Annotated in this window: 21 protein-coding genes and 1 tRNA gene; 7 read left to right on the top strand and 15 right to left on the bottom strand. The window is 41.3% G+C overall.

What is annotated here, in order from left to right:
• Window positions 1-6: 6 nt before the first annotated feature.
• Window positions 7-1143: an alpha/beta hydrolase gene (locus B9T36_RS05800; RefSeq protein WP_213033319.1), complete on the top strand. Its 1137-nt coding sequence runs from the start codon at window positions 7-9 to the stop codon at window positions 1141-1143.
• Between the two features lie 78 nt (window positions 1144-1221).
• Window positions 1222-2436, top strand: coding sequence for a multidrug effflux MFS transporter (locus B9T36_RS05795; RefSeq protein WP_086208574.1), 1215 nt, complete (start codon window positions 1222-1224; stop codon window positions 2434-2436).
• A 93-nt stretch (window positions 2437-2529) separates the two neighbouring features.
• On the opposite strand, the gene B9T36_RS05790 is transcribed toward B9T36_RS05795, so the two are convergent.
• Genes B9T36_RS05790 through B9T36_RS05780 form a run of 3 tightly spaced genes read right to left on the bottom strand, consistent with a single transcriptional unit; the run spans window position 2530 to window position 8408 of the window.
• Complete coding sequence (locus B9T36_RS05790; protein ID WP_416202553.1) at window positions 2530-3999, bottom strand: efflux transporter outer membrane subunit; 1470 nt, start codon at window positions 3997-3999, stop codon at window positions 2530-2532.
• A gap of 16 nt (window positions 4000-4015) precedes the next feature.
• Window positions 4016-7189: an efflux RND transporter permease subunit gene (locus B9T36_RS05785; protein WP_086208573.1), complete on the bottom strand. Its 3174-nt coding sequence runs from the start codon at window positions 7187-7189 to the stop codon at window positions 4016-4018.
• Window positions 7190-7193: 4 nt separating this feature from the next.
• A complete protein-coding gene (locus tag B9T36_RS05780; protein ID WP_086208572.1) occupies window positions 7194-8408 on the bottom strand; it encodes an efflux RND transporter periplasmic adaptor subunit in 1215 nt (404 codons plus the stop codon).
• 199 nt (window positions 8409-8607) lie between these two features.
• Between B9T36_RS05780 and B9T36_RS05775 the strand changes: the two genes are divergently transcribed.
• Entirely contained in the window at window positions 8608-9636 is a 1029-nt protein-coding gene (locus B9T36_RS05775) for a LysR family transcriptional regulator (RefSeq protein ID WP_086208571.1), read from the top strand.
• A 204-nt stretch (window positions 9637-9840) separates the two neighbouring features.
• Here the strand turns inward: B9T36_RS05775 and B9T36_RS05770 are convergent, their stop codons facing one another.
• Window positions 9841-10734 (bottom strand): LysR family transcriptional regulator, encoded by an 894-nt coding sequence (locus tag B9T36_RS05770; RefSeq protein WP_086208890.1) that lies wholly within the window; start codon window positions 10732-10734, stop codon window positions 9841-9843.
• A 188-nt stretch (window positions 10735-10922) separates the two neighbouring features.
• Between B9T36_RS05770 and B9T36_RS05765 the strand changes: the two genes are divergently transcribed.
• Complete coding sequence (locus tag B9T36_RS05765) at window positions 10923-11801, top strand: arginase family protein (protein WP_086208570.1); 879 nt, start codon at window positions 10923-10925, stop codon at window positions 11799-11801.
• 157 nt (window positions 11802-11958) lie between these two features.
• Here B9T36_RS05765 and B9T36_RS05760 read toward each other — a convergent pair whose 3' ends face one another.
• The 6 genes from B9T36_RS05760 to B9T36_RS05735 form a co-directional block, all read right to left on the bottom strand.
• Complete coding sequence (locus tag B9T36_RS05760; RefSeq protein WP_086208569.1) at window positions 11959-12699, bottom strand: NADPH-dependent oxidoreductase; 741 nt, start codon at window positions 12697-12699, stop codon at window positions 11959-11961.
• An 87-nt stretch (window positions 12700-12786) separates the two neighbouring features.
• On the bottom strand, window positions 12787-13257 hold the full coding sequence (locus B9T36_RS05755; RefSeq protein WP_086208568.1) for an ester cyclase: 471 nt from the start codon (window positions 13255-13257) through the stop codon (window positions 12787-12789).
• Between the two features lie 220 nt (window positions 13258-13477).
• Window positions 13478-14182: a putative quinol monooxygenase gene (locus B9T36_RS05750; protein WP_171264416.1), complete on the bottom strand. Its 705-nt coding sequence runs from the start codon at window positions 14180-14182 to the stop codon at window positions 13478-13480.
• 287 nt (window positions 14183-14469) lie between these two features.
• On the bottom strand, window positions 14470-15213 hold the full coding sequence (locus B9T36_RS05745) for an SDR family oxidoreductase (protein WP_086208566.1): 744 nt from the start codon (window positions 15211-15213) through the stop codon (window positions 14470-14472).
• Window positions 15214-15372: 159 nt separating this feature from the next.
• On the bottom strand, window positions 15373-16068 hold the full coding sequence (locus B9T36_RS05740; protein ID WP_086208565.1) for a type 1 glutamine amidotransferase domain-containing protein: 696 nt from the start codon (window positions 16066-16068) through the stop codon (window positions 15373-15375).
• 45 nt (window positions 16069-16113) lie between these two features.
• Window positions 16114-16413, bottom strand: a complete 300-nt coding sequence (locus B9T36_RS05735; protein WP_086208564.1) for a superoxide dismutase — start codon at window positions 16411-16413, stop codon at window positions 16114-16116.
• Window positions 16414-16642: 229 nt separating this feature from the next.
• Here B9T36_RS05735 and B9T36_RS05730 point away from each other — a divergent pair, with 229 nt between their 5' ends.
• Window positions 16643-17596, top strand: a complete 954-nt coding sequence (locus B9T36_RS05730; RefSeq protein WP_086208563.1) for a LysR family transcriptional regulator — start codon at window positions 16643-16645, stop codon at window positions 17594-17596.
• A gap of 260 nt (window positions 17597-17856) precedes the next feature.
• Here B9T36_RS05730 and B9T36_RS05725 read toward each other — a convergent pair.
• Both B9T36_RS05725 and B9T36_RS05720 read right to left on the bottom strand, forming a co-directional pair.
• Window positions 17857-17932, bottom strand: a tRNA-Arg gene (locus tag B9T36_RS05725).
• 88 nt (window positions 17933-18020) lie between these two features.
• The gene (locus B9T36_RS05720) at window positions 18021-19376 is read right to left on the bottom strand and encodes an amino acid permease (RefSeq protein WP_086208562.1); all 1356 of its coding nucleotides are present in this window, start codon (window positions 19374-19376) and stop codon (window positions 18021-18023) included.
• A 342-nt stretch (window positions 19377-19718) separates the two neighbouring features.
• Between B9T36_RS05720 and prpF the strand changes: the two genes are divergently transcribed.
• The gene (gene prpF / locus B9T36_RS05715; RefSeq protein ID WP_086208561.1) at window positions 19719-20909 is read left to right on the top strand and encodes a 2-methylaconitate cis-trans isomerase PrpF; all 1191 of its coding nucleotides are present in this window, start codon (window positions 19719-19721) and stop codon (window positions 20907-20909) included.
• A 333-nt stretch (window positions 20910-21242) separates the two neighbouring features.
• Entirely contained in the window at window positions 21243-22154 is a 912-nt protein-coding gene (locus B9T36_RS05710; protein WP_086208889.1) for a polyprenyl synthetase family protein, read from the top strand.
• A gap of 59 nt (window positions 22155-22213) precedes the next feature.
• Here B9T36_RS05710 and putP read toward each other — a convergent pair whose 3' ends face one another.
• The 3 genes from putP to B9T36_RS05695 form a co-directional block, all read right to left on the bottom strand.
• Window positions 22214-23704, bottom strand: coding sequence for a sodium/proline symporter PutP (gene putP / locus B9T36_RS05705; protein ID WP_086208560.1), 1491 nt, complete (start codon window positions 23702-23704; stop codon window positions 22214-22216).
• Between the two features lie 172 nt (window positions 23705-23876).
• A complete protein-coding gene (locus tag B9T36_RS05700) occupies window positions 23877-24734 on the bottom strand; it encodes an SPFH domain-containing protein (protein ID WP_086208559.1) in 858 nt (285 codons plus the stop codon).
• 15 nt (window positions 24735-24749) lie between these two features.
• On the bottom strand, window positions 24750-25223 hold the full coding sequence (locus B9T36_RS05695) for an NfeD family protein (RefSeq protein WP_086208558.1): 474 nt from the start codon (window positions 25221-25223) through the stop codon (window positions 24750-24752).
• Window positions 25224-25244: the final 21 nt, after the last annotated feature.

The raw sequence follows: 25244 nt of genomic DNA, 5'->3' as shown, positions 1-25244 counted from the left end.
ATCCAAATGAATATTAAACACAAGAAAGCGAATTCTTTAAATACTGCTTTTTTTAAACCTACTTTTTTAAAAGCGACTCATTTAAAAGTGATTGTTTTATCCATGTTGTCATTTTCAATATCAGCTTGCCAAAACATGAATAAACCATCATCAAGTTTCAGTATTGCCCAACAAGGTAATTTTGCTGCGGGCGGGACTGTGAAACAAAGTATAGGCCAGTTCGATGAGATCGAATTATTTAACCCACAAGGTCAAACCTTGCATGGTGATCATGCTTCTGTGTTTTATCAGATTCCTAAACATGCGCGTACTTATCCTTTGGTGTTTCTACATGGTGCAGGTCAATCAGCTAAAACATGGGGAACAACGCCTGATGGTCGAGAGGGGTTTCAAACCATTTTCTTGCGTCAACATTTCCCTGTGTACTTGGTCGATCAACCGCGCCGTGGTCAAGCAGGACAATCGACTGTAGCAGAGAATATTTCGGCACAAACACAAGATCAGGCTTGGTTCAATATGTTCCGTATTGGGCAATATCCAAACTATTTTAAAGGTGTGCAATTTGCCAAAGATCAAGCCACGCTAAACCAATACTTCCGCCAAATGACACCAAATACAGGGGCTTATGATGAGCAAGTGATTAGCGATGCAATGGTTGATGTACTGAAAAAATCGGGCGATGCCGTACTCATTACTCATTCCCAAGGTGGTGGACCAGGCTGGTGGACGGCAATCAAATCGAATCAAGTCAAAGGCATTGCGGCATATGAGCCTGGTAGTGGTTTTGTTTTCCCTGAAAATGAATTGCCTGAAGACATGCCAAGTGGGACAGGGACATTAAAGCCAACAGCGATAAAAATGGCAGACTTCCAAAAATTGACCAAAATACCAATCATCATTTATTACGGCGATAATATTCCGATGGAGAAAAGTGCTAATCCAGCCGAAGACAATTGGCGTGTTCGCTTAAAAATGGCACAACTTTGGGTGAATAAAATCAATCAGCACGGTGGAAAAGCAACATTGGTTCATTTACCTGATATCGGTGTTTATGGAAATACCCATTTTCCTTTTTCTGATTTGAATAATGCGAAAATTGCACAATTACTCTCAGTATGGTTAAAGGAGAACAAATTGGACTAAGTGAGCAGATTATTCTGAAGAATGATCTTAAGTAAACGTTTTTTCGAATCTTACTTTCCTATTTGTTGAGTACTTTAAATGTCTATTTCTCCCACTGCTGTTCAACCATCTAATACGCTAAACACCACCAGTTGGTTATTTATGGTGATATTGGGTGCGTTGATGGCATTTACATCACTATCGACAGATATTTATTTGCCTGCCATGCCACAAATGGAAAAGGATTTACAGGGTAATGTTGAACTCACCATTACAGGTTTTCTCGCTGGTTTTGCAGTGGCACAACTGATTTGGGGACCGATTAGCGATCGTATTGGACGAAAAAAACCATTATTTATGGGGCTGATTATTTTTGTGATAGGTTCGATAGGTTGTGCTTATTCTCAAACGATTGAACAAATTGTATTTTGGCGTGTGATACAGGCTATTGGTGCATGCACAGCGCCCATGCTGGCGCGTGCAATGATTCGAGATTTGTATGCTCGAACTCAGGCAGCACAAATGCTTTCAACTTTAACCATTGTTATGGCGATTGCACCGATTGCTGGACCATTATTGGGTGGCCAAATCATTAAATACAGTAGTTGGCATAATATTTTTTGGCTATTGGCAGGCATTGGTGTATTGATGTTTTTGTCTTTATTACTATTGCCTGAAACACATTCGATTGAGAAACGCCAGCAGAGTTCGATCATTGTTGTATTTCAACAATACCGTCGCTTATTCAGCAATTGGGCATTTATGCGTTATACCTTGTGTGTCACTTTTTTCTATGTGGCAGCCTATACTTTTATTGTTGGTTCTCCATTTGTTTACATCACTTATTATGGTGTTGACCCACAGCATTATGGTTGGTTATTTGCGATAAATATTGTGGGTATTATGGCTTTAAGCTTTATTAATCGTACTTTGGTTGGTCGTTTTAGTTTAGATCGTTTATTACGTTGTACCACAGCTTTTGCTGCAATCGCTTTAGTGATTTTATCTGCTTTGTTTTATCTTGGTATTGGTGGAATCTACAGCGTCGTAATCATGGTGTTCTTTTTCTTTTCAATGAATGGAACCGTCGCTGCCAATTCAACAGCAGCAGCCTTAGATGGTGTTCCTGAAATTGCGGGTTCTGCCTCAGCATTGATTGGTTCACTCCAATATGGCAGTGGAGTAGTTTCTTCATTACTTTTAGCATGGCTTTCTACTGGTACCCCTGCAATCATGATTGGGATAATGACTTTCTTTACGATAGCCAGTGCAATCATTGTATTGATTCCCTTTAAGCTGAAAAATAATAATTAAATGATTAGAACTGCAAGTTAAGACTTAGCTTTAAGTTGAATGGATTGAGTATGAATTGACATGTAGCCAATCCATACTCAATAACTTGATCTTTTATTGAGTGAAAGCTTGTGTCTGATTCATCGTCCATCCACCACCTAAAGCACGAATTAAGTCCACACTGGCTATCATACGACTGCCGTGAAGCTGTGCAGCGAGTTGCTCTTGTTGAAGTATATTGCGATCAGAATCAATCACATCAAGATAACTGACAACCCCTTCACGATAGCGCAAGTGTGAAAGTTTGTTTGCATGCTGAGAAGATGATAGTGCTTGAGCTTGTGCATTTATTTGTTGCTCTAGAATGCGTTGATCAGACAACCCATTTTCAACCTCACGAAATGCGTTCAACACGGTTTGTCGATAATTGGCGATACTTTCTTCATAAATCGCTCTTGCTTGTGTAACACCAGCTTTACGCTGTCCACCGTCAAATAAAGGTAAAGACAAAATTGTACCAGCGACAGGACCCAACAAGAATGTTCGGCTAGACCATTGTGTTAACTCACCGAGTGTTGATGACTCATAACCTAAAGCCCCCGTAAGACTCAGCCGTGGGAAAAATGCCGCACGGGCAATCCCTATTTGTGCATTATCGGCAGCCATTGCACGTTCAGCAGCCGCAATATCAGGGCGCCTTTCAAGTAGGCTTGAAGGTAAACCCGCAGGAATACGAATACTCGTTTCAGTTAGCACTTGTTTAGGCAGAGCGAAATTAGCTGGTGGTTTACCCAATAACACCGCAAGAGCATGTTCAGCATTGGCTCGGCTACGTTCAATACTGAGTAAATTGGTTTGCGCTGTCGACAATTCAGTTTGTGCACGAAATACATCAAGTTCACTGACTGCTCCATTTTTAAAGCGAGCTTGCATTAAATGATGTGATTCAGTCAGCAGCTTAATTATTCGCTCATAAATGACCTGTTCTGTGTCTAACTGCCTAATTTGAAAATAACTTTGTGCAACATCGGCTTGTAATGCCAAAAGTGCAGATTGATATAAAATTTCTTGTTGTTGTACATCGGCAGTTGCTGCATTCACACTACTGGCGATACGACCAAATAAGTCTAGCTCATACGCTACATTTGTTTGTGCGCGCCACAAAGTTTGTGTTGAAGTCTGCGCATTTGCATCTAATCCTTGAGAAGCAGGAGAAAGCCTTTGTCGTGTAGGGCCGAAACCCACGCCAATACTTGGCATACGTTCGGCTTGTGCTGCTGACTTTAAAGCACGAGATGCTTGAATATTGGCAGCAACAGATTTTAGGTTTTGATTACCTACAATGGCTTGCTGTTCTAGCTCATTCAACTCAGCATTATTGAAAACATGCCACCATTCGCCTCTAGATTGTATATCGTTGGGTTGGGCAACTTTCCAGTTTTCATCTTCTAGAAGGGATGTTGCTTCTTTAAATTTAAGTGGAGTCGCTACGTTTGCTGGTTCATATTGTGGTGCCAATGAGCAGCCTGCAAGTAGCAGGCTTCCCATAAGCGAGGACAATAACCAGATCTGTTTTTTAGGCATGATCATACCGTCCATTTTAGTGATGTGGATTGATAGGAGCTTCGTGTGGGCTAGCTGAATGCAGTTTATGTCCTCGATTCAAGGTTCGAATGAGCACATAGAAAGCAGGTGTAAGGAATAAACCGAAGAAAGTTACACCCAACATGCCAGAGAAAACGGCAACGCCCATCGCATGACGCATTTCTGAACCTGCACCTGTAGAAAGAACTAAAGGTACAACTCCCATAATGAAAGCGAATGAAGTCATTAAAATTGGACGTAAACGTAGACGGCTGGCTTCAACGGCCGCTTTAAAGGCAGTCATCCCTTGCATTTCAAGCTCACGAGCAAACTCAACAATTAAAATTGCATTCTTACAGGCCAGCCCAACCAGTACCATTAAACCAATTTGAGTGAAAATATTATTATCACCATTGGTCAACCATACCCCTGTGAGTGCAGCTAAAATCCCCATCGGTACAATTAAAATTACGGCTAAAGGGAGGGTCAAACTTTCATATTGTGCCGCTAATACGAGAAAGACCAATAAGACGCTAATTGGGAATACCCACAGACCAGCATTTCCTGCCAGAATTTTTTGATAGGTTAAATCGGTCCATTCAAATTTGATGCCACGCGGTAAGGTTTGTGCAGCAATCCGTTCCGCAGCAGCCTCAGCTTGACTCGATGAATAGCCCAGTGCAGGGCTACCATTAATATCGGCTGCACTATATCCGTTATAACGCACGGCCATTTCGGGACCATAGGTTTGTGTCACATTGACCAATGACGACAATGGCACCATCTGCCCAGCGCTATTGCGGGTTTTCAGTTGCAAAATATCTTCAGGATTAGCTCGATAGGGTGCATCAGCTTGCGCTCGTACCTGATAAACACGGCCAAAACGGTTAAAGTCATTGACATATTGTGAGCCCAAGTAAATTTGCATCGTGCTAAACACATCTGTAACAGCCACACCTTGTTGCTTGGTTTTTACACGGTCCAAATCGACATTGAGTTGAGGGACGTTAATTTGATAGCTTGAAAACATTGGACCAAGTTCTGGTGCTGCCTGTGCTGCCTTTATAAAGTTCTGTGTTGCATCATTTAAAGCGGAATAACCCAACGCACCACGGTCTTCAAGCTGCATTTTGAAACCACCAACAGTTCCTAAACCCATAACTGGCGGAGGAGGGAAAACTGCAATATAGGCTTCTTGAATGGCTGCATATTTTTGGTTGAGCGCACTTGCAATAGCACTGGATGAAAGCGCATTACTTTTGCGTTCATCAAACGGTTTCAGGGTTACAAAAACAATGCCCGCACTTGAACTGTTGGTAAAGCCATTAATAGATAAACCGGGGAAGGCAATCGCACTTTCGACCCCTGGTTGTTTTAGTGCTGCATCACTCATTTTACGAATAACGTCTTCTGTACGATCTAAAGAAGCACCATTGGGTAATTGTGCAAAGCTAATCAGATACTGTTTGTCCTGAGCTGGAATGAATCCACCGGGCACAATATAAGAAATACCAATGGTTAAACCAAGCAATACTGCATAGACGCCCATAGCCGAAGTTTTGTGCGAAATTACACGACTCACACCTTGGCTATAACGATCAGATGCACGTGAGAATACACGGTTAAATGCTTTGAAAAATCGTCCAAATATCCGATTCATACCACGCGTCAACGCATCGGGTTTGGCATCATGACCTTTGAGTAAAATCGCGGCCAAAGCAGGCGAGAGGGTTAGTGAATTAAATGCAGAGATCACCGTTGAAATCGCGATGGTCATGGCAAATTGTTTATAAAACTGCCCTGTTAAACCTGTCATAAATGCAAGCGGTACAAATACGGCACATAGCGTTAGAGCAATGGCAATAATAGGCCCACTGACTTCACGCATGGCACGATAAGTTGCATCCCTCGGGTTTAATCCTGCTTCAATATTCCGCTCGACATTTTCCACGACGACAATCGCATCATCGACCACAATACCGATAGCAAGGACCATTCCAAATAGGGATAGCGCATTGATGGAATAGCCAAATGCAAGCATCAATGCAAATGTACCAATAATAGATACAGGCACCGCGAGTAAAGGAATAATAGATGCACGCCATGTTTGTAGGAATAAAATCACCACCACAACGACCAGTGCAATTGCTTCAAGTAAGGTATGGACTACGGCTTCAATACTGGCACGAACAAACTGCGTCGGATCGTAAACAATTTCATATTGAATTGAAGACGGAAAATCTTTTGATAGTTCCTGCATGGTGTCACGCACTTGCTCAGACACTTGCAAAGCATTTGCACCCGGAGCTTGGAAGATCGGAATGGCAACAGCTTGTTTATTGTCCAATAACGAGCGTAAACCATATTCCGATGCAGCAAGTTCTACACGAGCAACATCTCCTAAGCGAGTGACTGCACCATCTGAATCTGTTTTTAGAATAATATCGGAAAATTCTTGTTCGGTACTTAAACGACCTTGAGCATTGACTGAAAGTTGTATAGGTGCATTACTTGGAGATGCACCAATTGTTCCTGCAGCTACTTGAATATTCTGCTCACGGATTGCGCTGACAATTTCACTGGCTGTTAGGTTTCTTGCGGAGATTTTCTGCGGATCTAGCCAAATCCGCATAGAATAATCACCTGAGCCAAATAAACCAACTTCACCGACACCTTGCAAACGTGCTAAACGGTCTTTGACATTGAGCACCGCATAGTTACGTAAGTAAGTCATGTCATAACGACTATCTGGTGATGTTAAATGCACGACCATTGTCAAGTTCGAAGAACTTTTAAGTGTTGTCACCCCTAAACGTTGTACGTCTTCAGGTAAACGCGGTAAAGCTTGTGAGACTCGGTTTTGTACCAATTGTTGTGCTTTATCTGGATCAACCCCAAGTTTAAAGTTCACTGTGACCGTTAGATTACCGTCACTATTGGCTTGAGACTGCATATATAACATATCTTCTACACCATTGATTGATTCTTCAAGTGGTGAAGCAACAGTTTCGGCAATGACTTTTGGGTTAGCCCCTGGGTATTGAGCACGAACGACCACAGAGGGTGGCACGACTTCAGGATATTCAGAAATAGGCAGTTTAAAAACGGACAATATACCTGCCAACACGATGAGCACGGACAGTACGCCTGCAAAGATGGGGCGATCAATGAAAAATTTAGAGATATTCATATAATTAACCTTTTGCCGAATGGGGAGTATTGTCAGTTGGCTGAGGTTGTAGAGCGGTTGAAACTTGACTGTTCGGCATTGCCACACGATGCGGTGTCACAGGGTCACCTGGGCGAATCCGCTGTAAACCATTCACGACAACACGGTCACCCACTTGTAAACCACTGTTAATGATTTGCAGACCGTCTTGTACTGCGCCAAGTTTCACTTCTCGGTAACTGGTTTGATTGTTTGCATTCACAACGATGACAAAACGCTTATCTTGATCAACACCAATGGCTGTTGGGCTAATGAGAATTGCTGAACGAGGTTGACCTCCACCAAGACGAATACGTGAATATAAGCCTGGAAGGAGTGTGCCATTCGGGTTGTTAAAAGTGGCGCGGACGCGAATCGTACCTGAGGTCGTATTTAAATTATTGTCAAATGAACTAATGACGCCTTCATGCGAAAAGCCTTCTTCATTGGCGAGTCCCATATACACAGGAATTTGCGTAGCATTGTTTTGAGCACTGATATATTTCAGATAGGTTTGTTCATCTACATCAAAAGATGCATATAGACGAGATACAGAAACAAGACTTGTTAAAACTTGTGCTCCGTTACCTGCGGATACAACATTTCCAGCGGTCACTTCGGCACGTGAAATACGACCGCTTACTGGTGCAGTAATACGCGTATATTCAAGATTTAAACGTGCCGATTCAACTGCAGCTCTTGCTGCTTGGACATTTGCACTGGCAGTACGTGCTTCATTTTCAGCTTGTTCAAGCTCTTGGTGTGCAACCGCATTACTCCCGATCAAACGTTGATTACGAGATAGATTGCTTGAAGTATAGGTCACTTGTGCTTCTGCAGCAGCAAGTTGTGCTTTGGCGCGATTAAGTTCTGCTTCAAAAGGACGAGGATCAATCGTAAAAAGAAGCGCGCCTTTTTTGACAAGGCTACCATCTTTAAAATGCACCCTGATTAATTTACCCGATACTTGAGGGCGAATATCGACTTGATCAATGGCTTCTAATCGACCTGAATATTCCTGCCAATCAGTAATGGTTTTATTAACAACACTGGCAACATCGACAGTTGTAGCGGCTTGTTGATTGCTACTTGGCATATTTTTAGCATCGGCATTTTCATGTAAAAACATAAAACTGCCACCTGCAACCACAATAGCGACAATGATGGCAGACAGAGAGAACTGTTTGCGGGAAATTGACATGAATAGCTCCTGTTTATTTAGACACCTGTTCTCTAGATTTTTGGTTTTAATCTATAGGGAGTGGAACTGGTTTTATGAGATGGTCGGAGCATAAATGTTTGTCAATTACGAATAAATATATTAAATTTGATAACACTATTCGAAAATTCATAATAATCGAATGCTAGATTTCAAAGTTATATGGTCGTAGGAGTGATCTGTGGATCTTTTTCATGCTATGAAAGTTTTTAATAAAGTTGTCGAAACCAACAGCTTTAGTTTGGCGGCTGATAGTTTAGGATTACCCCGTGCTTCAGTAACGACAACAATTCAGGCATTAGAAAAGCATTTACAAATTCGCTTGTTAAATAGAACGACTCGTAAACTAAATTTGACCCCCGATGGTGCTGTCTACTATGAACGCAGTGTGCAAATTTTAGCTGATGTAGAAGAGGTTGAATCGAACTTTCATGATGCTGAGCGTGGTCCACGGGGACGCTTGCGGATTGATGTTAAAGCTTCAATAGGGCGTATCATTCTCATACCAATGTTGTGCGATTTTCATACCAAATACCCAGATATAGATTTGGTGGTTGGTATGCATGACCGCCCTGTAGATTTAGTGCAAGATGCAGTAGATTGTGTGATTCGTATTGGTCAACTCAAAGATTCTAGTTTAGTTGCTCGCCGTATTGGTACGCTCCAGTTGGTTACGGTTGCGGCGCCAAGTTATTTGGCAGAACATGGCGCGCCTAAAACCATTGATGATTTACAAAAACACCAAGCTGTTCATTATTTTAATAGTCGTACTGGACGCAATATTGATTGGAGTTTTGTGGTAGATGGTGAAGTGCAGAGTTCGAGTGTAATTGGACGAGTATCTGTAAATGATGGGGATTCATATATTGATTTAGCCCTTCAAGGTTTTGGATTAATTCAGTGTCCATATTTCATGGTTGCACAACACTTAGAGTCAGGTGCACTTAAGCAGGTATTAACTGAATATCTACCTGAGCCTTTGCCTATATCTGTCGTGTATCTACAGAACCGACATTTATCACCGAAGGTGAGAGTATTTGTTGATTGGGTCGCTGAGTTATTTGCAAGTTGCCCATTATTAAGTGGTTGTACATCCCAGTTAGAGCAAAAATGTGAATTCACATGTGAGCAGAAAAAAGACCAACATTTTACAATTCAAACTTTGGTTGAGCAGCAAAATACTGCTGAAGCCTTGGCTTTAAATGTTTGATCATTAGGCGAGTAAATGACGACAGCACTGTATTCAGTGCAATGTTTATAGAAAGCAAGTACAAGTACCCATGAGAGATCATTTCTATATGTGTTCTATGAACTTAAAAGCTTTGATCGTTGCTGGAAAGGGTATTAAGTTTAGGTTTGTTACACCTTCTAAGGGCGCTTCAACTCATATCATTCATCAATTTATAAGATGAATTTATCTTTGACCAAACTTAGCAATGAGCCAATCAACAAAAACCTTTAATCTTGTATTTTGATGTGTATTTTGTCTATAAACGACATAGTACGGCAGTGCAGGTTGATGCCACTCAGTCAAAACAGGCACTAATCTGCCAGCATCAAGATGAGCTTGGACAAAAACTCTGAGGTGTTGGGCAATACCGAGTCCCGCCAACATGAGATGAATCACGCCATCACTGTCATTGGACGAAAATTGATTGTCTGATATTTCTATCAGTTGATCTTTTTGCATAAAAATAAGCGGTTGGATTTTTCCAGTACCCGTGGAGTAGTAAACAATTTTTTTATGTTTATCGGCAACTTCCTGCGGATCTAGTGGTATTCCCATCGTTTTTAGATAGGCAGGAGAAGCACAGGTCACATATTCCAAATCTGTAATTTTACGTGCAACTAAGGATTGATCTAATGCTGTTCCTGCCCGAATTGCACAGTCCACACCTTCACCAACAATATTAATAGTTCTATCTCTGATGCCTAGTGCTAGCGTGATATCGGGATATTCCTGATGAAATTCTGGTAATGCAGGGATCAATAAATTATGAGCAAAAGAAACCTGAACATCGATGCGGAGATGTCCTTGAGGCTTCTTTTTTTTGTTTTGAACAGATAGATCGGCTTCATCAATATCTGCCACGAGTTTTACAGCTCGTCGGTAATATTCCCATCCTTCCGAAGTGGTGGTGACCATACGCGTGGTTCTATGCATCAATTTGACGCCTAGATGTTTCTCTAGATCAGTAATCAGTTTGCTGACTGTGGATCGTGGAAGCTCTAGCTGATCTGCTGCACGACCAAATGATGTTGTCTCAACTACTCGAATAAAGACACGCATAGCCAGTATTTGATTCATATAACCACCTGATTGTACAAGACTAAATATCATTATCCATGTACATGGATAGAGTGAACATTATTATGCTCTTTTTCTTCCTAATCAAGTCGTTATCCTGTAAGCACACAGCAGCCTTCTAAAGGTGAAATAAAATGCTCAAACAGATGAGATATGAAATGAATGCTCAACGAGGCTAAGGAGTCATAATGATGAAACAACACAGCAATTTAAGACTCATTTTTCCTTTATGGCTGGGTGGAAATCAGCCTGCCTATAAACTAGGTGCAGAAATGCTGGCTTGGCTTGCCCCGAAAGCAGATGAGCCAATTGTGACTGTTCCAGTCGCAAACACAGAACAAGTCTTTGAAATTGAAAATGGTATTCGTGGTCGTCATAAGCTCATGGAAGAACTGGATAAAGCCGCAAAAATTATCCATGAACATGCCCCTGATCGTATGACCGTACTTGGTGGTGACTGCTTAGTGGACTTTGAGCCATTTGCTTGGCTGAGTGAACGTTGGGGTGAAGGGTTTGGAATTTTGTGGATTGATACACATCCTGACGTCATGACACCTGCGCAGTATGAAAATGCTCATGCTCATGTTCTCGGTGCACTCATGGGTAATGGTGATCCAGAACTGACCAGTCGTGTCAGCCGACCTGTGCCACCATCAAAAGTATTTATTGCTGGGATACATAGTGCGAATGAATATGAAGTTGAATTCTTGGCTTCACATCAGATACAAACAAGCTCCCCAGAAGAAGTTCAAGCCAAAGCATCACCGATTCAAGCGTGGATTAAGCGAGAGAATATCACGCATCTTGCTATTCACTTTGATATGGATGTACTGGACTACCATAAATTTCGTGCAGTGATGTTTGCTCGTACAGATGAAGATGCTCCTTCATGGGATGGTGTCGCGAAAGGCAAATTAAATATGGAGGATGTACTTTGGGTGATTAACGAAGCCGATGCTTGTGCGGATATTGTCGGACTTGGAATAGCAGAACATTTGCCTTGGGATGCGATTAATCTGAAAAAGATGCTGACTCAATTGCCATTGTTAGGTACAAGAGAAGTGTAAAGATTCATCTGTGTTGTGAGTTAAGACCACTTACCGTATGTGGTTATGCTCATCATCAATAGAGTAGGCGCTTTGAGCAGGCATAAAAAAGCGCCCGCTTTTTAATAGATTTTACGGTTTGCTTAGCAGAAAGCACTGAAACCAAATAACAGTTAAATTATTTGTTGAGTTGAAACTGCTGTTTTAACAGACTCGGTAGAATGTCTGGATAGTAGATCCGATTATAATAATCCGCTACAGTTTTACTCCAAATGTCACCATCATTACGACCAATCGTTTCCCAGTGTGCAATGAGTGCTTGATTATGACTGTCAATATTGAACATTAGATTATCACGATGATATTTTTCTTCATGGCGGAATGAATCAATAGGCATACGTGGCTTGAGATAGGCTGGTGTATCTACATAACCGAGTGTTAGTCCATTGATGGGAAAGGTCATTTCTGGAAGTTCTAATAGCTCAATGATTTGTTGCGGATTTTTTCTGATCCCTCCAATTGGGACTACCCCTAAACCTTGAGCACGTGCGGCTAGCATTGACGATGCCAAAGCAATCCCCACGTCTTGACTACCTGCAATGATACCTTCAATACTGGTATGCGCCAGTTGATGATCACCGATGGCTTCCAGTCCTTTACGGGTTTTATATAAATCCAATACGAAAGTCAGAAAAACTGGTGCACGAGCAATCCAAGGCTGACCACCAGACAGTTCAGCAATTTTTGCTTTGGTTGCTTTATCACGGGTTACAATCACAGAGACCTGTTGCGAATGAACGGATGTGGGTGCACGCCAAGCTGCATTGATTACATGATCGAGCACGGTTTCAGAAATGTCTTTATCGAGGTAGCTACGATCGCTTTTATGCGTCAGTAGGAGTTCAATGGTCTCGTTCATATTTGCTCTTTTCATTAAATTTTACAGTTGAAAAATTCCCTGCCGTAAAACGATACAGGGAATGACTTTACTAAAAACGCATTAGGTTTATTTCAACTTCAGCGTATATCCAATTTGAGTTGCAAGTTTGAGCTCTTCACACATAAACCACATCCTTTCGATTTTTCCATCATTATTAAAATGTGCAACACCCACTTCTTCCCATGAAATGGTTTGATGTGTTGCAGGAGCACCAACGAAAGTGCCTTTATGTTGAACTTCGTAATACCATTTCATCATCACGGTATTACCGTCACCGACAACTTCGTGCATCGTTACTTTTTGCCCACCAAGTGCTTCAGAAAGTGGTTTCCAACCATTTTCAAGCCATTCAAGGAAGTTTCCTCGTTCAGGGATAGCATCACCTAGTGTGTTATACAGGTTGGCAAAACCCGCACGTTCAGTGACAGCTGTTTTTGATACGAGCTCGCGGATCACATCAAAACGACCATTCGGCATGGCATCTTCGATCAATAAACGAAATGCAGCTTTGTTACGTTCGACATTAGAATTAGACATCTTCTTATCTCTCTCAATTAGATAAAAACTATTCCATACTGTGCATAATCTGTTTTATGCACTCTTGAATAGTTCTGGGTTGGAGAAAGAGTAGAAGGAAATTATGAGGACAACAAGGGTATAAAAACGATAATACTATGCATGAATATGTATAATTGATTTGAGAGTATTATCCATAATACTTTGAAAAACACAGAGCGAAACATACAGGGCATTCAACTTATTTTGTGGTCTCAATAGCAGATGAGTGAATTGTCTTTTCACCCAATGCTATAGATTCCACTTCAAATGATTTTAGCGATTTAATCATCGGTTTTGTAAGCGTTAGATATTTTTGGAAGTGTGGTGACTCACGATGTTGTTGATATGCCTGCTCATCGGCATAAAACTCTAAAAAGTGAAGTTGATTTGGATCATCTTTGAGCGCAACTGAATAAATAGCAAACACACCTGGCTCTTTTTCAATAGACGCCTCGATTTCTTCTATCACAGCCATTTTATAAGCATTTAAGTCTTTGGGTTTTAGATTCAGCTCAGCGATGCGTATATAAAAATGAGCTGGCAATGAAGTCGGTTTCCTTGCTAATTTTACAGGTACAGTTTCATATAAGACCCTATTTTCTATCATTGAGCTAACATTCATCACAAATTGTTTGTAGTGTGGGCTCAATAAATGGGCTTGATAGGCCGCTTCATCTTTGTAGATTTCAAACACAAAAATTTGCTTAGGATCTTCTTTTTGAATAAATGAATAAAACCCCATTACATCGTCTTCTTGATTGAGTGTACTTTGCACATTGTTCATGGCAATACTTTTAAAATTCTCGATTTGTGAAGGTTGAACATTCAAAATGGCCAATCTTATATATGGAATAATTTCCTGATTATTGAATAAAATTGAATTTGATGATTGTCCTTTTGACATGCTCTTTTCTCTGAGCGGTTGGGAAATTGATTCAGCAAAACAAATGCTAGTCATAAAAATAATCGTTAGACTCAATACACAAAAAAGCCAAATAAAGTAAAACAATATCTTTTTCATTTGGCTTGAACAAAAATGATCAACAGTCAAGAAGCATCGTTGCATATGGAAGCTTTTAACCATGATTATCTCCATCAGATTGCATTGTGCTTCTTGGTTGATTAAATACTATAATAACAATAAGTTAAGCTGAATTTTTGATAAAAATTTACACAGCCAAGAATGTTAGATCAATACTCTTGTCGTGTTGGACGGAACAATATTTCATTAATATCAACATCTTCAGGCTGATTAATCGCGAAGAGTACTGTGCGTGCGAATGCATCAGCAGAAATCGCATTGTGTTCATAAAATGCTTTCATACCATTTGCCATATCTGGGTCAGTCACAGACTGTGTTAATTCAGTATCTACAGCACCAGGTGATATGATCGTCGTACGAATATTGTGCGGTTTAACTTCCTGTCGCAAACCTTCTGAAATGACACGTACAGCATGCTTAGTCGCAGAATAGACTACGCCACCTGCACTAACTTTATGTCCAGCGACTGAGGCTACATTAATGATGTGTCCACTTTTCTGAGCCGACATGTGAGGTAATGCTGCAGCGATACCATACAAAACACCTTTAATATTCACATCAATCATTTGACCCCAATCTTCAATTTGCTGTTTTTCTAAAAGGGAACTCGGCATAAGACCAGCATTGTTAATCAGAACATCGACACGACCATGAAGTTTTACAGCATGATCCACCAATGCCTTGACTTGTTCTACCTGCGTGACATCGGTTGTAACAACAGCATTTTCATTCAGACCTAAATCAGCGGCTAATGCACGTAACCGATCAATACGACGTGCGCCCAATACCAGTTTTGCACCATTGTTTGCCAATAGTCTCGCAGTGGCTTCACCCAAACCGCTAGATGCGCCTGTAATAACAACAACTTTATTTTCAATATTTGATGTATTCATGATGATGACCTTTCAATGTTTTACGACAATTTTCAAACAACTAAATCAGTAAACTCACTATTTACAGACATACATATTGCTAAAGTAATATCCGAGTAATTTACATATTCTTGAATAAAATGACTTTCATCTTTTATTGCATTTCATACCTAGAAGGGTTTAAGCCAATAAAGCATCTCGTAATGCTTCACCTAAACTAGCTGCGGATTGGGGATTTTGACCTGTAATCAAGCGACCATCCACAATGACGTTATTTGACCAATTTGGTGTGTCTATGTGCTCTGCGCCACGTGCATTGAGGGTAGATGCAAGTAAAAATGGCACAACATGTGTTGATTGAACTTCTTCCTCTTCTGCATCAGTAAATGCTGCGACGCGCTTAGCTTCGATGAGTAAACTACCATCGGAACGACGCGCGTTTACTAAAGCTGCTGGACCATGACACACTGCAGAAACGATACCACCTGCTTCATCAATATCACGGATGGCTTGTTGTACAGCAGTATTTTCAGGAAAATCCCACATGGTGCCGTGACCGCCTGCGAAGAAAATTGCGGAATAAAGCGAGGTATCGACATCTGCCAAACGGGCAGTATGGGCAATGGCATAGCGAAAATCAGTATCTGTCCAATAGTGTGCGATGACAGCATCATTTAAATCTTGTAATCCATCCATTGGCGCATCACCACCTTGAATAGATGCAAAATCTACCTGAATACCCGCATCCTGTAATTTTTCAAGTGGGTGAACAACTTCACCCAAGTTATAACCTGTTGCTAAACCAGTTGCACCTTTGACGGCAGTACTTGTAACAACAAATAAAACAGGTTTAATTTCTGAAGCTTGCTTACTCATTTGTGATTCCTTTGATAAAAACGATATCAATCATTTCTTTTAAAATTAGGTGTTTTGAGCTGCAAATAGCATTTCCCAATTTGTAAATGGACCAAGTGGAATGACATCCCAGCCAATGAGTCCTGCTTTTGCTAATGGGAATTCGTTTAAGGCTTTTTTTGCGGCGTCTACAGAATCCGCTTCAGCGATGATGACAACACCCGGACGATCCTGACGGAAGTAAATATCTCGAATGACACCACTTTTGTAGAGTTCCCAACCGTGCAGTGCTTCATTACGCATATGAGGTTGATATTGTTCAATGGTTGCATTCGGTTGTGGGATATCAAGGCAAATAAATTTCATGATGAATTTCCTAGCTAGATGAGAACGTAAAATAAATCAAATAGATTGTGATCGAGAGCCAATGAATATGATGGAATTTCTTCTATCGTTTGATTTCAGGTTTTACAGTTTGATACTCGATATCCACTATTCTGTTTGATTAAATAACAAACTAGAAGTAGGGCCTTGGTTGATCCATCCATAACTTCAAGTTGATAATTGGTTAAAACTCAAACTTTTTGGATAGCATATGGATCCATCTCAACGTGTTCGCGCAATTCTTTCTTTTGTCCATGCGGCAGATGCGGGGAGTTTTGCTGCAGCAGGGCGTACACTCGGTATTTCTTCGGCCGCTGTCAGTAAAAATGTCGCCAGTCTGGAAAAAGCACTGGGCGTACGTTTGATGAATCGAACCACACGGACACTTCGATTGACGGATGAAGGTGATGTATTTCTTCAACAAGCTCGTATCGCTTTGGAAGCACTTGATACAGCAGTTGATACGGTGACAGCAAAGCAATTTGGCCCCAGTGGACGTGTGCGAATTTCAACCGTTTCTTCATTTGGACAAGAATACTTATTACCCGTCTTACCGAAGCTACTTGCTCGTTACCCAGCCTTATTGGTTGAAGTTGATTTCGATGATCGGGTGGTTGATTTTGTACAGAGTGGTTATGATTTAGCCATTAGAGGTGGAAATATCCAAGATTCTGCCTTGGTATCTCGCCCTATATGTAAATTAAATGTTGCATTGGTTGCTTCACCAGAATATCTGGAACGACAAGGGATTCCTCAGATGCCACAAGAGCTTCAACAGCACAGATTGATTGCACGTCGTTTTCTATCTGGTCGAGTCTCACTTTGGAACTTTAAAATGTATGGTTCTGTGACCACATTTGATCCAACAACGACTGCCGTATTAACACTTTCAGCGCCTGAAGCTGTGGTCCAAGCTGCTTGTGACGGCGTTGGTATTGCTCAAGTTGGTATCCATTTGGTATGGCATCATTTGCTTTCTGGCAAATTAAAATTGGTACTTCATCAGTACCATTACCCAGGGAATTTTGAAATGGTCATGCAGTATCCACACCGCGCGTTGCTTGCGCCGCGGGTTCGGGCAACCTTGGATTATTTACTTGAAGCATTTGCCAAAGATGAGACTTTACATTTGCCTTTAGAGGCTTTGCATGATTATACCGTCTGAACAATGTGGAATTTTACTATTTTGACTGCCACCAAAATTCTAGGATACCGGGAGCAGTCTAGCCAGCGATATAACGATTTTTGGCATTTTTACGGTAAGAATTTTTGCGGTAATACATTCTACCGTAAAAAATACCGCAAAAAACATGTATTAAGTTGGTGCTCTATAGATTGAGTTAGATTTAATTTTTACTAAATATTTGAATTTTATATATTTTTAATATTGATCTGGAGTGTTGAAGATCAAAATAAACCATAAAATGGTGCGCCCTGCGGGACTCGAACCCACGTCGGTCGCTTAGGAGGCAACTGCTCTATCCAGTTAAGCTAAGGGCGCAAAGGTGGGGTTAATGTAGCTGATTTTATTCAAAAAAAATAGTTATTGCCGAAACAATAACTATTTTAAAGTGGCTCAAGTATAGATTTTAAGCTTTATTTTTGTTTAAAGACTTAAACAGTACCAACATGGCGATAATCCAGATCGGAATCATATAGACAGATTCTTTGAAACCTTGAGTCCACATGATGTAGAGCACAGTCAAAATAAATGCCAATACAACATAGTTACTTACAGGTGCCCAAAGTGCAGGGAAGCTGGTCTTTAAGCCTTTTTGCTTCATTGCTTGCATGAACTTTAAGTGCGTCAAGCTAATCATGGCCCAGTTGAGAACCAAAGCACCGACGACGACATACATTAAGTGACCTAAAGCATCTTCTGGAACAAAATAGTTCAACAACACGCAACCAAAAATTAGGACAGCAGAGAACAACACCGCAGGAATAGGCACGCCTTGTTTATTCACTTTTAGGAAAACTTTAGGTGCATTGCCTTGTTCAGCCAAACCAAACAACATACGGCTATTGGCATACATACCACTGTTATACACAGACAGTGCAGCAGTTAAAATAATGAAGTTCAGTAAATGAGCTGCCCAACCTATGCCTAATTGACTAAAGATCATCACAAATGGACTTTTATCTAAACCGCCCAAATCTAGTTGATTCCAAGGCACTAAAGACAACAGAATAGTCAATGAACCTACATAGAAAATCAGGATACGGAACACAACCTGATTAATGGCTTTAGGAATCGTCTTTTCCGGATCTTTTGCTTCAGCCGCAGCCATACCAATCAGCTCAATACCACCAAAAGCGAACATGAGGAAGGCTAACATATAGAACAAGCCATCAAAGCCATTCGGGAAGAATCCGCCATGACTCCATAGGTTGCTAAATGAAGCGGTAGAACCTGCATCTGCGGTAAATAATAAATATAAACCGAAAACAATCATGGAGATAACAGCTGCAACTTTAATGATGGCTAACCAGAACTCAGATTCACCATAGAATTTAACATTGCCTAAGTTAATTAAGGTAATGACAATAAAGAAGAACAGTACAGATGACCAAGCAGGAATATGGGGCCACCAGTAATTAATATATTTGGCAACTGCTGTGAGTTCGGTCATGGCAACAAGGATATATAAAATCCAATAGTTCCAACCTGCCAAAAAGCCCGGAAATTTGCCCCAGTATTTGTTTGCAAAATGACTGAATGAACCAGCGACTGGCTCATGTACAATCATTTCCCCAAGTTGACGCATAATTAAAAATGCAATCAAGCCACCAATAGCATAGCCCAGAATAATGGATGGACCAGCAGATTGGATGACCTGTGCGGAACCTAAAAATAAGCCAGTACCAATTGCACCACCCATGGCAATCAATTGAATATGACGGTTCTTTAAGCCACGCTGAAGTTGAGACGACTCTTTATTCAAGTTATTTCAGCCCGACAATGGATAAGTGTTTCCGATTGTAATAGATCGAGAAGAAATCGCATAGTAGCTCAAAATGCATGAAAAAAAGTTATTATTCATATGAAAAATAATGTGTGAAAAATAGTAAATAAAAAAGATACGAATCAATATATTAATTTTATTTAAATTGTCGGATTGTGGATTATTTTAGGAAACTCTCCGTTCACAAATGATGTTTTTTTATACTTGTTTAGACTTAAGTCCTGTATTTTACGCATGGATATGGAAAAAAGGTATGATGAAGCTGAGTTAAATCAGGTTGTTTGACTTAACACAATGATAAATATGAAGGATTCAATAAAAATGAGTTTTGCACCGCAAATCAAGATTCCAGCAACCTATATGCGTGGAGGAACCAGTAAGGGCGTATTCTTTAAACTTGATGATCTTCCTGAAGCTGCGCAACAAGCAGGTCGCGTTCGAGATCAGCTTTTACTTCGTGTGATTGGTAGTCCGGATCCTTATGCAAAGCAGATTGATGGCATGGGAGGTGCAACATCAAGCACCAGTAAAACGGTGATTCTAGCCAAAAGCCAGCAAGCAGAACATGATGTTGACTATTTATTTGGTCAGGTTTCAATTGATCAGCCTTTTGTCGACTGGAGCGGAAACTGTGGCAACTTAACGGCAGCAGTGGGCTCATTTGCAATCTCAAATGGTTTGGTCGATGCTGCGCGTATTCCAGAAAATGGCATCTGCACAGTCCGCATTTGGCAGGTCAATATTCAAAAAACTATTATTGCCCATGTACCTGTCACAAATGGACAAGTTCAAGAAACAGGTGATTTTGAACTTGATGGTGTGACATTTCCTGCTGCGGAAGTGCAAATTGAATTTTTAGATCCTGCCGATGATGGTGAAGATGGTGGTGCAATGTTCCCAACAGGGAATTTGGTCGATACTTTAGAGGTACCTGAGATTGGTCGTTTCCAAGCCACGTTTATCAATGCGGGTATTCCCACGATTTTTTTAAATGCAGAAGACATTGGTTATACAGGTACTGAATTACAAGACGCAATTAATGGCGATGCCAAAGCTTTAGCACGCTTTGAAACTATTCGAGCTTATGGTGCAAAACAGATGGGGCTGATTCAAGATATTTCTGAAGCTGCCAGCCGTCAACACACGCCTAAAATTGCCTTTGTTTCTCAACCAAAACAATATGTATCTTCAAGTGGTAAAACCATCACAGCACAGGACACAGATTTATTGGTTCGTGCACTGTCTATGGGTAAACTCCATCATGCCATGATGGGTACAGCAGCTGTTGCTATTGGCACCGCAGCAGCGATACCAGGAACCTTGGTTAATTTGGCTGCAGGTGGCGGTGAGCGCGAGGCAGTACGATTTGGGCATCCGTCAGGGACATTGCGTGTAGGGGCGCAAGCGATACAAGAAAATGGTCAATGGGTCGTGAAAAAAGCGGTCATGAGTCGTAGTGCCCGTGTGCTGATGGAAGGTTGGGTCAGAATTCCTGCTGAAAGCATAGATTAATCCTATGTAAGCTATGTAAAAGCCTCTATGTTTAGAGGCTTTTTATATTTCTCCTAATTTTAAAGTGCGAAAGGCTAAAACAATGAATTGGGGTGGGGAGTTTTGGATCTAATTTCTCAGAGCCATTTTTTAGCGCAGTCGCTGTTTAAAACAGCCAAAAAGGGCTTCATATTGATCAGTATGCGAAATTTAATAGATTAGCGCATATTGTTTGAGGTTTCGGCGTAGAGAAAGCGGGCAGAAAGCAGTATGATGCCAACAGATCATGTTCATGTTTAACTCAGTGTAAACTGAGCTTTAAATCATTTTATTCTATTGTTATTCGAGGCGAATGTGTCAGTACTAACCGACGTATCAGCAAATGCGCTCCAACAGGCTCAACAACGTATTCACGATGATTTATTGACTGCACTGGATGCTTTTTCAATTCCTGAACCGTTAAAAAGTGCCGTGCATCATGCTGTAATGTTAGGCGGAAAGCGTGTGCGCCCCGCACTGTGCTATGCTACGGCCCATTTGAACCCAAACTCCAATTGGGCTGCTGTACGCCGTGCTGCTGTGGCAGTAGAGTTGATTCACTGTTATTCCTTGGCACACGATGATTTGCCATGTATGGACAATGACCTATTACGTCGTGGTCAGCCGACTTGTCATGTGGCTTATGGTGAGGATACCGCTTTACTGGCAGGTGACATTTTACAGTCTATGGCTTTTGAAATTCTAGCTAGCCGACTATTTGATGCGGGTCCTATGGTGGATCAAGGTATTGTATTAAAGCAGATGCAAATTTTAGCAACAGCCAGTTCTAAAATGGTGTGTGGTCAAGTCCTCGATTTACAAGCAGAAGGTAAGCGGGTTGATCAAACTGCACTAGAAACCATTCACCGTAATAAAACGGGTGCATTGATTTCAGCAGCAGTGATGATGGCTGCGGTCACCGTCTTTGAGGGTGGTGATCAAGCGATTCCAAAGTTACGTGAATATGCACAGGCGATAGGCCTCGCTTTTCAAGTACAAGATGACATTTTAGATATTACGTCAAATACAGATGTACTGGGTAAAACTGCGGGCAAAGATGAGCAAGTTGAAAAGTCGACCTATCCAGCTTTGATGGGGCTTGAAGCTGCGCAGAACTATGCGAAAACGCTACATGATCAAGCTTTTGCAGCGTTAGCTTATTTCTCAAGTGATGCGGCTTCCGAATTGAATCAAATTTCCCAATTTTTATTGGCGCGTCAAAGTTGAGTTCAAACTTTTAAACCCACAAGAGGACAGCTGATGTCCTCTTTTTTATGTGTAGCGGTTTATTGAGATGCTTTATATACACGATCTGCTTCTTCAAAACGATCTGTAATGTCTTGCGTTGGTGCTTTACCCAAAAGACTGATAACAACGATCGTGATGAGTGAACAGATAAAGCCGGGAATAATCTCGTAAAGGCCTGTAGCTGCAAAAAGGTTTTTCCAAAGAATGACCACAACCGCACCGACAATCATACCCGAGAGTGCACCGTTTAAAGTCATGCGTTTCCAGAACAAAGACAGAATGATGAGTGGACCAAATGCAGCGCCAAAACCTGCCCATGCATAAGCTACCAGGCCTAAAACTTTAGATTCAGGATTACCTGCCATCCAAATTGCAAGCAGGGCGATCAGTAGCACCATTAAACGACCGATCCAAACCAGTTCGGTTTGTGAGGCATTTTTACGTAAGAACGATTTATAAAAATCTTCGGTCAAGGTACTTGAGCATACTAAAAGTTGGCAGCTTAAAGTGCTCATAACCGCCGCTAAAATTGCAGCTAAAACAATTCCAGCAATCCACGGATTGAAAAGAATTTTAGTAAGCTCCATAAACACGGTTTCAGGGTTGGCATTAACCACAGCAGCTAGCTCAGGGTGCTCTGCAAAATAGGCAATCCCAAAAAAGCCCGCTGTTACGGCACCGCCTAAGCAGAGTGTCATCCAAGTCATACCGATACGACGTGCATTGGGAATAGATTTAACAGAATCGGCAGCCATGAAGCGCACTAAAATATGAGGTTGACCAAAATAGCCTAAGCCCCAAGCCAATAGAGAAATGATGGCAACAAGGTTTAAATTACCAAGTACATCAAAAGCTTGTGGGCGTGCTGCTTCAAGGACTGTAGTCATATGGTTTAAGTCGGAGAAACTCAGAAGAACTACAATAGGCGTGAGCAATAGGGCAAAAATCATTAAACCTGCTTGGATGGTATCAGTCCAGCTGACTGCTAAGAACCCACCAATAAAGACATAACTAATAGTTCCAATTGCACTGATCCAAAGTGCAGTGCTGTAGGGAATGGCAAACATACTTTCAAATAAGCGTGCACCTGCCACCATGCCTGAGGCACAGTAAATTGCAAAGAAAATCAAAATGACCAAGGCTGAGACAATGCGCAAGACTTTCTTTTGGTCATCAAAGCGATTGGAAAAATAGTCTGGTAAGGTGAGCGCATTGAACTGCACTTCGGTATGTACACGCAGGCGTCCTGCGACCAATAACCAGTTTAGCCAAGCTCCGATGATCAAGCCAATTGCAATCCAAACTTCAGATAAACCAGAGAGATAAATTGCGCCTGGTAGTCCCATGAGTAACCAACCACTCATGTCGGATGCTCCCGCAGATAATGCGGTGACAAAGCTTCCTAAGCGACGGCCGCCTAAAATATAGTCAGAGAAATTGGTGGTCGCACGGTAGGCAACCAGACCAATAATGACCATGGCGACAATATAAAAAAGAAAAGTAATGAGGGTGGGATTGAGGGAGCTCATACGATGTCCATATTAAGATGGCAGAGAGATTAAAATTCAAATGCTCAAAAAAGCTGGAAGAATTTTACAATATTAAAAATGATGCGTAATTTAGCAGGCTTTTATTGTTTTCGCAGGTAGAACAAAAAGGACAGCTCGAAAGCTGTCCTTTTTGGCTAAACGCAGGAGTCAGTTAAATATCTTTACGTCCCATAACACCACGGATGGTACTTAAAATATCGGCTGGTAAAACCACTGTTTTGGCATTGTTTGATTTAGACATGTCTTGCATCGCTTTGACATATTGTTCACCCAATAAGTAAGCAACAGGAATTTCCTTGTCGCCCACAGCCGAAGTGACCATTTCAATGGCACGCTGAGAAGACTCTGCTAAGACGACTTGTGCTTCTGCGTCACGACGTGATGCTTCTAAACGACCGTCTGCCTCTAAAATCGCGGCTTGTTTTTCACCGTCTGCTTTGGTCACGGTTGCACGACGTTGACGCTCTGCGGCAGCTTGTGCTTCCATTGCAGCTTGCATGGTTGAAGAAGGTTGAATATCTTGGATTTCAACGGTTTTTAGGGTAATGCCCCAGTCTGAGATATCATCCGAAATAGCCGCTTTCAATTTGGCTTTAATATGGTCACGAGATGAGAGTGCATCATCGAGATCCATTTCACCCACGATAGAACGTAGTGATGTTTGTACTAAGTTTTGAATGGCCCATGTATAGTTTTCAATGCCGTAGACTGCATTTACAGGCGTGGTGATGTTGATATACGCCACGGCATTCATGAGCAAAACCGCATTATCTCGGGTAATCACTTCTTGAGAGGGAATGTCTAATACAATGTCTTTGGTCGTGACTTTATAAGCCACCTCATCGACATAAGGAATCACAAAGTTGAGACCTGGGCTCAATGTAGTATGGTATTTACCCAGACGTTGCACAATCCATTTATAACCTTGCGGTACAATGCGGACACCTTTAAAAATGGTGACAGCGGCAAAAGCCAAAATTGCTAAAACAATAATAAATCCACCAGACATAGTCTTAACTCACTTTTAAGTATTTTCGTTGCTTGAGAGATGTGCTTTGACCATTAAATCATTGCCCAGTATTTCAACGACACGCACTCGGTCACCGACTTGGACTTTATCTAAAGTGCGACAGTTCCATTCATCTGAACCGAGAACTGGAATGGGAAAGCGAACGCGTATGTGTTCATTTTCAGGACTCGCTTGAATGACCATGCCAATTTGACCGATGGTTGCTTCGCGAGACAGTCCTGCTTTGGTTTTGTCAGTCGAAAGTGGTTTAATAAACTTAAACCAAAGTAAAGTGCATAAAATCGACAAAATAATCCACGTTACAAATTGCGTGGTAACGCCCATCATTGGGAACATCCAGTACAGAATACCGACCATAATGGCCGCAATACCGAACCACAATGCGGCAAAAGCAGGCAGAATCAGCTCTGATAACATTAACAGAACGCCCAATACAAACCAGTGCCAAGGTTCAAAAGCAAATTCCATACATCTACTCGTATATTCGTT

The sequence above is a fragment of the Acinetobacter sp. ANC 4204 genome, from assembly GCF_002135205.1.
Taxonomy (GTDB): Bacteria; Pseudomonadota; Gammaproteobacteria; order Pseudomonadales; family Moraxellaceae; genus Acinetobacter.
This window is presented reverse-complemented; position numbering and strand designations above follow the sequence as displayed.